This is a genomic window from Streptomyces sp. AM25, assembly GCF_058146165.1.
The window spans coordinates 33,542-43,856 of sequence record NZ_JBKIWN010000048.1 but is presented as its reverse complement, the minus strand read 5'-3'; the positions used below and the strand labels follow the sequence as shown (position 1 = coordinate 43,856).

The following is a 10,315-nucleotide window of genomic DNA, read 5'->3' as shown; positions in this document are numbered from 1 at the left end:
GCATGGGGGACCGTGTGGGAGAGTAGGACGCCGCCGAACAATCTTTCAAGGACCCTTGGTCCCAGCGTTCACGCTGGGACCAAGGGTCCTTTTTGTTTTATGCCGAAGCGCGCCTGCCGACCGGGTGCGCGAGAATGGCTGCGTACCTCAAGACAGGAGTCACGTCGATGCCCACCAACTCTCGCGACGATCGATCGGGCGGCGACCCGCGCCGCGGTGGCCCGCGCGGGCCGCGTCGCGACGGTGGCGGCGGCTTCCGCCGCGATGACGAGCGCGGCGGTCCCCGCCGTGATGACCGTGGTGGCCGCCCCACCGGTGGTGGCTTTGGCCGTCGTGATGACGACCGTGGCGGTTTCCGTCGCGATGAGCGTCGCGACGACCGCCCCTCGTTCCGCCGTGATGACGACCGTGGTGGCTTCCGCCGGGACGACCGTCGTGATGACCGTGGTCCGCGCCGTGACGACGACCGTGGCGGTTTCCGCCGCGATGACCGTCGTGATGAGCGCCCGTCCTTCCGTCGTGACGAACGCCGTGACGACCGTGGCCCGCGCCGCGATGACGACCGCGGTGGCTTCCGTCGCGATGACCGTCGCGACGATCGCCCCTCGTTCCGCCGTGATGACCGTGGTGGCCGCCCCACCGGCGGTGGTTTCGGTCGCCGTGATGACGACCGTGGTGGCTTCCGTCGTGACGAGCGTCGCGACGACCGTGGCCCGCGTCGCGATGACGACCGTGGCGGTTTCCGCCGCGACGACCGTCGCGACGACCGCCCGTCCTTCCGTCGTGATGACCGTGGTCCGCGCCGCGATGACGACCGCGGTGGCTTCCGCCGCGACGAGCGTCGTGATGACCGTGGCCCGCGTCGCGATGACGACCGTGGCGGTTTCCGCCGCGATGACCGTCGTGATGAGCGCCCGTCCTTCCGTCGTGACGAACGCCGTGACGACCGTGGCCCGCGCCGCGATGACGACCGTGGCGGCTTCCGTCGTGACGAGCGTCGCGACGACCGCCCCTCGTTCCGCCGTGATGACCGTGGTCCGCGCCGTGACGACGACCGCGGTGGCTTCCGCCGCGACGACCGCGGTGACCGTGGCCCGCGTGGTCCGCGCCGTGAGGACAGCCGTGGTGGCTACCGCGGCCGAGACGACCGCTCGGGTGGTTACGGCGGCCGTCGCGACGACCGTGACCGGGACCGTGGCGACCGCGAGCCCGTGAAGCGTCTGCCGATTCCGGACGACGTGACCGGCGAGGAGATCGACAAGGACGTCCGGCAGGAGCTGATGAGCCTGCCCAAGACGCTTGCCGAGGACGTCGCGCGCAACCTCGTCATGGTGGCCAACCTGCTGGACGAGGAGCCGGAGCAGGCCTACGAGTACGCGCGGATCGCCCTGCGGCTCGCCTCCCGTGTCGCCGCCGTCCGCGAGGCCGCCGGCTTCGCCGCCTACGCGGTGGGCAAGTACTCCGAGGCGCTGGCCGAGTTCCGTGCCGCGCGGCGGATGACCGGTTCCGTCGAGCTGTGGCCCGTCATGGCGGACTGCGAGCGCGGCATGGGCCGTCCGGAGCGTGCGCTGGCGATGGCCGGCGAGCCCGAGGTGCAGAAGCTGGACAAGGCGGGCCAGGTCGAGATGCGCCTGGTGGCCGCCGGCGCCCGCAAGGACATGGGCCAGGCCGAGGCCGCGGTGGTCACGCTGCAGAGCCCCGAGCTGGCGTCGAACTCCGTCCAGCCGTGGACCGCGCGTCTGCGCTACGCCTACGCCGAGGCGCTGCTCGAGGTGGGGCGCGAGAGCGAGGCGCGCGAGTGGTTCGCCAAGGCTCTCGAGGCCGACCAGGGCGGCACGACGAACGCTTCCGACCGGCTCGCCGAGCTGGACGGCGTGGAGTTCACGGACGCGCTCGTCGAGGAGGAGGCCGAGGAGCAGGGCGAGACGGCCGCCGACGCCGCTGACACCGAAGCTGTCGAGGCCGTCGAAGCCGTCGAAGCCGTCGAGCCCGTCGAAGCTGCCGAGGCCGTCGAGGGTGACAAGAAGGACAAGAGCGACGAGAGCTGATCGCTGATCGGTCGTCGACCATGCGAAGGGCGGAACTCCCGGATCGATTCCGGGAGTTCCGCCCTTCGTGCATCTCGCGCGTCTCGCGCGTCTCAGTTCAGCGCGAGGCTCCGCAGCACCAGCCCCGTCGCCGGCTTGGGGCCGAACGACGTCGACTTGCGCGGCATCGTGACGCCCTGCTCGGCGAGTTCGCGCACGACGTCCTCGCGGACGGGGTGCATCAGCACGGCCGTGCCGCCGTGGCGTTCCGCCTGCTCGACCGCGGCCGCCGTGTCGTGGATGTAGCCGATGTGCTCGGGGTCGTCCGGCACCCGCCAGACGTGCTCCAGGAGCGTCGAGTGCAGGACCGTGGCGTCGAGTTCGCGCCAGGCCCGGGGGCGGTCGGCGGGGATCGTCCGGGCCAGGAGGTCCGGGTCGGGCCGGTCGAGCAGGTGGAAGCGGCCGTCCCCGGCGAGGACGAAGGCGTTGCCGGGCTCCTCGCCCTCCGCCGCCACGGCCAGGGCCTCCAGGGCACGCGGCAGGGGGCCTTCCACGGTGCGGACCCGGAAGGAGCCGCCCAGGGCGGCCAGCGCGTCGGCGACCGGGAGGCGGTGCAGCAGGCGGTGGATGGCCCGGACGCGGAGCGGGTAGCGGGCCGTGTCCACGAGCAGGACGAGGCCGAAGTCCCAGGGGCCGGGGGCCGGTTGCTCGGCGCGCAGGCGCAGGTAGGTGGCCCAGCGGTGGTGGCCGTCGGCGATGAGGGCCTGCTGGTGGGAGAGGTCCTCGTCGATGCGGGCCAGGTCGCCGGGGTCGGTGACGGACCACAGGCGGTGGGCGTAGCCGTCGTCGGTGGCGGTGGAGAGCAGCGGCTCGGTGCGGATGACGCGCTCGATGACGCCGGCGGCGCCCGCCATGCCGTCCCCGTTGCCGCGGTAGGAGAACAGCAGGGGTTCGAGGTTGGCGCCGGTGCCGCGCATGAGGTCCGCACGGTCCTCGACGATGTGCGGCATGACGTCCTCGTGGGGGAGGACGACGCCCTCCTCGGGGGGCGTGAGGCGCAGGGCGCCGATGAGGCCGCGCTGCAGTATGCCCTCGCCGCGCTGCTCGTAGACGTAGAGCGCGGGCTCGGGGTCGGGGGCCAGGACGTGCTCGTCCTGCCAGCGGCGCAGCGTCTGGGCGGCCAGGCGGTGCCGGTCGGCGGCGGTGGCGGCCTGGGGGAGGATGAGCCGGACGATGTTGTACGGGTCGGCGGTTTCCAGGAGGCGCAGGCCGTCGGGGCGTACGACGACGTCGTACGGCGGCGAGGTGACGGCGGCGAGGCTGCCCACGCGCTCGGGCACGTAGCGCAGCCCGCGGAAGGGAGCGAGCTGCAGGCCCTGTCCTGTGTGGCCCGCCTGGCCACGCCCTGGAGTGCTCATTGGGAAATGCTATGTCCCGGGGCCCGTGCGGCAATGAAATGATCGAGGAAGAGACATACAGCACAGGGAGCGATCACACCATGACCCAGCAGACCGTCCGGACCCGGCCGAGCGCCAGTGAGCTGCGACTGAGCGAGGCGTACGACACCGCACTGCTGGACCTCGACGGCGTGGTCTACGCGGGCGGCGAGGCGATCGTGCACGCCGTCGATTCGCTGGGGACGGCCCGGGCGGGCGGGATGCACCTCGCCTACGTGACCAACAACGCGGCCCGGACGCCGGCCACGGTGGCCGCCCACCTGACGGAGCTCGGGGTGCCTGCCGAGCCGGGGGACGTGATCACCTCGGCGCAGGCGGTGGCCCGGCTGATCGCGGACCAACTGCCTGCCGGTTCGAGGGTGTTGGTGATCGGTGCGGAGGGGCTGCGGGTCGCGCTGCGCGAGCGCGGGCTGGTGCCGGTGGACTCGGCGGACGACGACCCGGCCGCCGTGGCGCAGGGGTTCGGCGGGCCGGAGATGCCGTGGGGGCGCCTGATGGAGGCCTCGTACGCGGTGGCGCGGGGGGTGCCGTGGTTCGCGTCGAACACGGACCTGACGATTCCGAGCGCCCGGGGGATCGCGCCGGGGAACGGTGCCGCGGTGCGCGTGGTGGGCCTGGCGACGGGTGCGGTGCCGCAGGTGGCGGGGAAACCGCTGCCCCCGATGCACCGGGAGACGATCCTGCGGACGGGCGCGGAGCGGCCGTTGGTGGTCGGGGACCGGCTCGACACGGACATCGAGGGGGCGTACGTCGGCGGCGTGGACTCGCTGCTGGTCCTCACCGGGGTGACGTCGGCGGCGGAGCTGATCGCGGCGGAGCCGCGGCACCGGCCGACGTTCGTGGCCGAGGACCTGCGGGGCCTGCTCGCCCCGCACCCCGTGGTGACGGAGGACGGGCGCTGCGGCGGCTGGACCGCGTCCGTACGGGGCGAGGAACTGGTGCTGGACGGCGAGGGCGAGCCCGTGGACGGGCTGCGGGCGCTGTGTGCAGCCGGCTGGAGCGCCGCCGGGGACGGGGTGTGCGGGCTGGACGCCGGGAAGGCGCTGGCGCGCCTTGGGCTCTGAGGGTTGGCCGGATCGCCCTCCTACAGCAGCGACCGCAACCGCAGGACGTCCCGCAGGCTCGCCTGGAGTCTGACGCGGCCGCTCGCCCACGCCCGGGCGAAGTTCAGCCGGCCGTCGACCAGGGCCACCAGGTCGTCGCCGGTCATCTCCAGGCCGATCTCGGCGCGCCGCTCCGGGACGTCCTGCACCGTGCGGACGTCCTGGATGCGGCCCTCCCTGAGGTGGCCCACGAAGGTCACGCCGAGGTCGGTGAGGTGACAGCTGAGGGACCGGTCGGGCGCGGCGGCGACGCGGAACTCGCCGCTCGCCCCCGCGAGGTGCTCCGCCAGCCGTTCGAGTGCCTCGCGGCACTCATCGATGGTCGCCATCGTCATGGACGGTACCGCAGGGAGAGGGCAACGCCGGGAAACATCGCTTCCGGGGTAGCGTCGGAGTCATGACCGACGTGACCGACCCGACGCAGCCCCTCGGCGTCGAGTGCACCCCCACCGGCCACCCCGAGGTGGACGCCCGGCTGGCCCGGCTCGCCGATGCCGACCACCTCGCGGTGAGCGGTCACCTGGAGGTGTACGAGGATGTACACGAGGGGTTGCGCGAGACGCTCGCCGCGCTCGACCAGCGCCCCGGCCCGCCCGGGCCACCGCAGCCGCACGACAACAGGAGCTGAACCGCACGTGGCAGTGACCCGCCGCCGACTGGACGCCGAGCTGGTGCGCCGCAATCTGGCCCGTTCGCGCGAGCACGCGAGCCAGCTGATCGCGGCCGGCCGCGTCACCGTCGGCGGGGCGACCGCGACCAAGGCCGCCACCCAGGTGGAGACCAGCGCGGCGCTCGTCGTCATCGATGACGGGAGCGACCCGGACTACGTCTCGCGCGGCGGGCACAAGCTCGCCGGCGCACTGGCCGCCTTCGTGCCTCAGGGCCTCGTGGTGGAGGGCCGCCGGGCCCTGGACGCGGGGGCCTCGACCGGCGGGTTCACGGACGTCCTGCTGCGGGCCGGTGCGGCCCGCGTCGTCGCCGTCGACGTCGGCTACGGGCAGCTCGCCTGGTCGCTGCAGAGCGACGAGCGGGTCACCGTGAAGGACCGTACGAACGTACGCGAGTTGACGTTGGAGCAGATCGACGACGTGCCCGTCGACATCGTCGTCGGCGATCTGTCCTTCATCCCGCTCGGCCTGGTGCTGCCCGCGCTGGTGCGCTGTGCGGCCTCCGACGCCGATCTCGTGCTCATGGTCAAGCCGCAGTTCGAGGTGGGCAAGGAGCGGCTGGGCAGCGGCGGCGTGGTGCGCAGTGCCGAGCTGCGCGCCGAGGCCGTGCGCGGTGTCGCCGGGCGCGCCGCCGAGCTCGGACTGGGTGTACTCGGGGTTACGGCCAGCCCGCTGCCGGGACCCTCCGGCAACGTCGAGTACTTTCTGTGGCTGCGCGCCGGTGCGCCCGAACTGGACCCGGCGGACGTTGACCGTGCAGTGGCGGAGGGGCCCCGTTGACCACTTCAGAAGCACCATCGGCAGCATCACAGTCCGGGACGGGCTCACGCACCGTCTTCCTTCTCGCGCACACGGGACGGCCCGCGGCCATCCGGAGTGCGGAACTCGTCGTCCAGGGGCTGCTGCGCTGCGGCATCGGGGTGCGGGTCCTCGCCGAGGAGGCCGCCGACCTGCCGTTGCCGGCCTCGGCCGAGCGCGTGGAGACGGGGCCGGGCAGGCCCAATCCCCTCACGGGCTGCGAGCTGCTGGTGGTGCTGGGGGGTGACGGCACGCTGCTGCGCGGGGCCGAGCTCGCCCGGGAGTCCGGGGTGCCGATGCTCGGGGTCAACCTCGGGCGGGTCGGCTTCCTGGCCGAGGCCGAACGGGACGACCTGGACAAGGTCGTCGACCGCGTCGTGACGCGTGCCTACGAGGTCGAGGAGCGGATGACCCTCGACGTGCTCGTGTGCACCGACGGGGAGATCGTGCACCGTGACTGGGCGCTGAACGAGGCGTCCGTGGAGAAGGCGGCGCGCGAGCGCATGCTGGAGGTCGTCACCGAGGTGGACGGGCGGCCCGTGTCGCGGTTCGGCGGCGACGGTGTGGTGTGCGCGACGCCGACCGGGTCGACCGCCTATGCGTTCTCGGCCGGCGGGCCGGTGGTGTGGCCGGAGGTCGAGGCGCTGCTGATGGTGCCGATCAGCGCGCATGCGCTGTTCGCCAAGCCGCTGGTGACCGCGCCGGATTCGGTGCTGGCGGTCGAGGTGCAGCCGGAGACGCCGAACGGGGTGCTGTGGTGCGACGGCCGGCGGACCGTGGAGCTGCCGGCCGGGGCGCGGGTGGAGGTGCGGCGGGGGGCCGTGCCCGTCCGCTTGGCGCGGTTGCATCATGCGTCGTTCACCGACCGGTTGGTGGCTAAGTTTGCGCTGCCCGTCGCGGGGTGGCGGGGGGCGCCGCACTAGGCGCTCCGCCGGGCGCGGAGCCGCGCGCGGGCCTCGGTGAGTGCCGAGTCGCGGCCCGAGGCCAACTCCTCCTCCGTGAAGACCGGAGTGGCGATGTCCGGGGTGATGCCCCGGATGTCGTACGTCGTCCTGCCGTCCTGCGCGTTCACGAACTCCTCGTTCGGCAGGCCGAAGGTCCAGCCGTTCGGGAGGCGGCGGTCCAGGACGTCCGAGAACGAGCCCTGGGTGTTCTCGCCGATACGGACGGGGGCGGGGGTGCGGCCCATGAGGGCCTGTGTCGTGGTCTCGCCCGCACTGATCGTCAGGCGGCCGGTGAGGACGGCCAGTTGGCCCGTCCAGACCGGGCCGCCGCGGTGCGGGGTCACCGGCACCGGCTCGGCGGGCGTGAAACTGCCGGGATTCTGCGGGTCGTTGCGCGCACGCTTGAGATAGGCGGTGTACGGACGGTCCGTCAGCCGTTCGGCGACCCGCAGGCCCAGTTGGTCCGAACCGCCCCCGTTGAAGCGGAGGTCGAGGATCAGGCCGTGCAGGGAGGCCGTGAGTTCCGGGGTGAAGACGGCGTCCAGGGCGCGGTCGAGTTCGGCACTGTCGGCCTCGTAGGTGTCGTCCTTCGTGTAGTTCTCGAAGCGGGTGATGCGCAGGTAGCCGGTGCCGTCCGGGAGGTCGGCGTAGGAGACGGCGCCCTGGGCCCAGGACTGCAGGGGCACGCCGACGGCGTGGGCGACCGCCTTGTCGATGCGCGCGATCGACTCGCGCGTCGGCGTGGTGGTGTCCGCGCGGTGCCCCGCGTACAGCTTGGTGAAGTCGTCGCCGGTGCCGTTCTTCAGGTAGGTGTGGCCGTCGTGGAGCGGCTCGATCATCTGCTGCAGGACGGCGAACAGTTCGTCCGGGGTGGTCCTGGCCGTGACCCGGGGGCGGTAGCGGTCGCGTACCGCCTGCCAGTCGATGCCCCGGGCGGCGAAGAAGGGGTAGTTCTCGGCGTAGGTCTGCCAGAAGGTGTCGAAGACCGCCCGGGGATCTCGGGCGGGGTGCGGGTCGCGGCAGGCGGCGGGCAGGGCGGCGATGCGCCGCAGGGTGCGGTGACCGGCGTCGTCCGCCTGGCTCAGCCGGGCGCGGCCGGGGCCGGCGGCGGTCAGCGTGACCGGGGCCTCGCCCTGCTGCCGGAACGGGCCCGTGGCGCGCGGGCGGGACGCGTCCACGGCGCCCGGCAGGCAGCCGGCGGCCGTGGTCTCGTAGCTGCGCAGCCGGCGGCCGTCCTGGTCGACGGAGACGACCGTTCCGTAGCCGTCCGTCCGCCACACGCCGCTCAGGGAGTCCGGGGCGTCCGGGGAGAGGGGGCCGGCGGCCGTGGCCGTGGCGCCCGCGGCGGTGGCCAGGGCGACGGCGGTGGCGAGCACGATCGTGGCGGCGCGGCGGCCGCGGACTCGGGTGGTCATGCTCCGAGCCTGGCCCCGCAAGGGCTGCCGGGGCCATGGAGCGGTCACCCGGACCGGTGGTGGGGCTGCCCCCAGGAGGGTGAACGGGGGAGGCCGTCGCGGGGCGGCCCCGGAACCTCGTATGGTCGTATCCGTGTTGGAGGAGATGCGGATCCGGTCCTTGGGCGTCATTGACGACGCGGTGGTCGAGCTGTCACCCGGTTTCACCGCGGTGACGGGCGAGACGGGTGCCGGCAAGACCATGGTGGTCACCAGCCTGGGGCTGCTGCTCGGCGGGCGCGCCGACCCTGCGCTGGTGCGGGTCGGTGCCAAGGCCGCGGTGGTCGAGGGGCGGCTCGCCGTCGACCGCGGCTCGGCCGTGGCCGTCCGGGCCGAGGAGGCGGGTGCCGAACTCGACGACGGCACGCTGCTGATCAGCCGTACCCTCTCCGCGGAGGGTCGCTCGCGCGCCCACCTCGGCGGGCGCAGCGTGCCCGTGGGGCTGCTGGGCGAGCTCTCCGAGGAGCTCGTCGCCGTCCACGGGCAGACCGACCAGCAGGGGCTGCTGCGGTCCGCCCGGCAGCGGGAGGCGCTCGACCGGTACGCGGGCGCCGCGGTGTCCGTGCCGCTGGCCAAGTACACCGACGTGTACCGGCGGCTGCGGGGCGTCGCCGCCGAGCTGACGGAGCTGACCACGCGGGCCCGCGAGCGCGCCCAGGAAGCGGATCTGCTGCGCTTCGGGCTGGACGAGATCGCCGCCGTCGAGCCGGTGGCCGGCGAGGACGCCGAACTCGCCGCCGAGGCCGAGCGGCTCGGGCACGCGGAGTCGCTCGCCGCCGCGGCCACTGCCGCGCATGCGGCCGTCGTCGGCAACCCCGAGGATCCCGAAGGTGTCGATGCGGCGACGCTCGTCGCCGGGGCGCACCGGGCGTTGGAGGCCGTGCGGTCCCATGATCCTGTTCTTGCCGGGCTTTCCGAGCGGCTCGGGGAGATCGGGATCCTGCTGGGCGACGTGGCCGGGGAGCTCGCGGGGTACGCGGACGACCTCGACTCCGACCCGCGGCGGCTGGCCGCCGTGGAGGAGCGGCGGGCCGCCCTGGCCCATCTGACGCGCAAGTACGGCGCGGACGTGGAGGAGGTCCTCGCGTGGGCCGAGCAGAGCGCCGCGCGGCTGGGCGAGCTGGACGGCGACGACGACCGGATCGACGAGCTCGTCGCCGAGCGGGACGCCCTGCGGGCCGAACTCGGCGCGCTGGCACAGGAGCTGAGCGAGGCGCGGACCGAGGCGGCGAAGCGTTTCGCTGACGCGGTCACGGAGGAACTGGCCGAACTGGCCATGCCGCATGCGCGGGTGGCCTTCGCCGTGCGGCAGTCCGAGGCGGCGGACGCCGAGGCCGGCATCGAGGTCGCGGGGCGCGCGGTCGAGTACGGCCCGTACGGGGCCGACGAGGTCGAACTGCTCCTCACCCCGCACCCGGGCGCCCAGGCGCGGCCCATCGCCAAGGGGGCCTCGGGGGGTGAGCTCTCGCGCGTGATGCTGGCCGTCGAGGTGGTCTTCGCCGGGACCGATCCTGTGCCTACGTATCTGTTCGACGAGGTTGATGCGGGCGTCGGCGGCAAGGCCGCCGTGGAGATCGGGCGGCGGCTCGCGAAGCTCGCGGAGTCCGCGCAGGTCGTCGTGGTGACGCACCTGCCGCAGGTGGCGGCGTTCGCGGACCGTCATCTCGTCGTCGAGAAGACGCACGACGGTTCGGTCACGCGCAGCGGGGTCTGCGCCATGGAGGGGGAGGCCCGGGTCCGGGAGCTGTCCCGCATGCTGGCGGGCCAGGAGGATTCGGAGTCGGCTCGGGCTCACGCGGAGGAGTTGTTGGCTGTGGCCCGTCGTCCGGGGCGGGGGCGGGGGCGGGGTCGGGGGGGGGGGGGG

Annotated in this window: 9 protein-coding genes and 1 pseudogene; 7 read left to right on the top strand and 3 right to left on the bottom strand. The window is 73.7% G+C overall.

What is annotated here, in order from left to right; translation table 11 throughout:
- Positions 1-134: 134 nt before the first annotated feature.
- Positions 135-797, top strand: a pseudogene (locus ACLHRZ_RS34395) (hypothetical protein); the annotation flags it as partial.
- 423 nt (positions 798-1,220) lie between these two features.
- Complete coding sequence (locus ACLHRZ_RS34390; RefSeq protein ID WP_490422554.1) at positions 1,221-2,048, top strand: tetratricopeptide repeat protein; 828 nt, start codon at positions 1,221-1,223, stop codon at positions 2,046-2,048.
- A 92-nt stretch (positions 2,049-2,140) separates the two neighbouring features.
- On the opposite strand, the gene ACLHRZ_RS34385 is transcribed toward ACLHRZ_RS34390, so the two are convergent.
- Positions 2,141-3,445 carry a DUF1015 family protein gene (locus ACLHRZ_RS34385; protein ID WP_490422549.1) on the bottom strand — a complete coding sequence of 435 codons (1,305 nt, stop codon included), beginning with the start codon at positions 3,443-3,445 and terminating at the stop codon, positions 2,141-2,143.
- Between the two features lie 80 nt (positions 3,446-3,525).
- On the opposite strand from ACLHRZ_RS34385, the gene ACLHRZ_RS34380 reads away from it, so the two are divergent.
- The gene (locus ACLHRZ_RS34380; RefSeq protein WP_490422548.1) at positions 3,526-4,548 is read left to right on the top strand and encodes an HAD hydrolase-like protein; all 1,023 of its coding nucleotides are present in this window, start codon (positions 3,526-3,528) and stop codon (positions 4,546-4,548) included.
- 20 nt (positions 4,549-4,568) lie between these two features.
- Here ACLHRZ_RS34380 and ACLHRZ_RS34375 read toward each other — a convergent pair whose 3' ends face one another.
- Entirely contained in the window at positions 4,569-4,916 is a 348-nt protein-coding gene (locus ACLHRZ_RS34375) for a sterol-binding protein (RefSeq protein WP_490422547.1), read from the bottom strand.
- Here ACLHRZ_RS34375 and ACLHRZ_RS34370 point away from each other — a divergent pair.
- From ACLHRZ_RS34370 to ACLHRZ_RS34360, 3 genes are read left to right on the top strand one after another with little or no spacing between them, the layout of a single operon-like run.
- Complete coding sequence (locus tag ACLHRZ_RS34370) at positions 4,886-5,215, top strand: hypothetical protein (protein WP_490422546.1); 330 nt, start codon at positions 4,886-4,888, stop codon at positions 5,213-5,215. The genes ACLHRZ_RS34375 and ACLHRZ_RS34370 overlap by 31 nt on opposite strands.
- A 13-nt stretch (positions 5,216-5,228) precedes the next feature.
- Positions 5,229-6,035, top strand: a complete 807-nt coding sequence (locus ACLHRZ_RS34365) for a TlyA family RNA methyltransferase (RefSeq protein ID WP_490422553.1) — start codon at positions 5,229-5,231, stop codon at positions 6,033-6,035.
- Positions 6,032-6,976, top strand: a complete 945-nt coding sequence (locus tag ACLHRZ_RS34360; protein ID WP_490422545.1) for an NAD kinase — start codon at positions 6,032-6,034, stop codon at positions 6,974-6,976. The genes ACLHRZ_RS34365 and ACLHRZ_RS34360 overlap by 4 nt, the downstream gene beginning before the upstream one ends.
- Here ACLHRZ_RS34360 and ACLHRZ_RS34355 read toward each other — a convergent pair.
- A complete protein-coding gene (locus tag ACLHRZ_RS34355; RefSeq protein WP_490422544.1) occupies positions 6,973-8,412 on the bottom strand; it encodes a S41 family peptidase in 1,440 nt (479 codons plus the stop codon). The two genes, ACLHRZ_RS34360 and ACLHRZ_RS34355, sit on opposite strands and share 4 nt — an antisense overlap.
- 121 nt (positions 8,413-8,533) lie before the next feature.
- On the opposite strand from ACLHRZ_RS34355, the gene recN reads away from it, so the two are divergent.
- A partial coding sequence (gene recN / locus ACLHRZ_RS34350) for a DNA repair protein RecN (RefSeq protein ID WP_490422543.1) occupies positions 8,534-10,315 on the top strand: 1,782 nt, incomplete at its 3' end.

Excerpts from the sequence above, each read along its gene's own strand:
- ACLHRZ_RS34375 (WP_490422547.1), bottom strand. The coding sequence starts at position 4,916 with ATGGCGACCATCGATGAGTGCCGCGAGGCACTCGAACGGCTGGCGGAG.
- ACLHRZ_RS34355 (WP_490422544.1), bottom strand. The coding sequence starts at position 8,412 with ATGACCACCCGAGTCCGCGGCCGCCGCGCCGCCACGATCGTGCTCGCC.
- ACLHRZ_RS34385 (WP_490422549.1), bottom strand. The coding sequence starts at position 3,445 with ATGAGCACTCCAGGGCGTGGCCAGGCGGGCCACACAGGACAGGGCCTG.
- ACLHRZ_RS34380 (WP_490422548.1), top strand. The coding sequence starts at position 3,526 with ATGACCCAGCAGACCGTCCGGACCCGGCCGAGCGCCAGTGAGCTGCGA.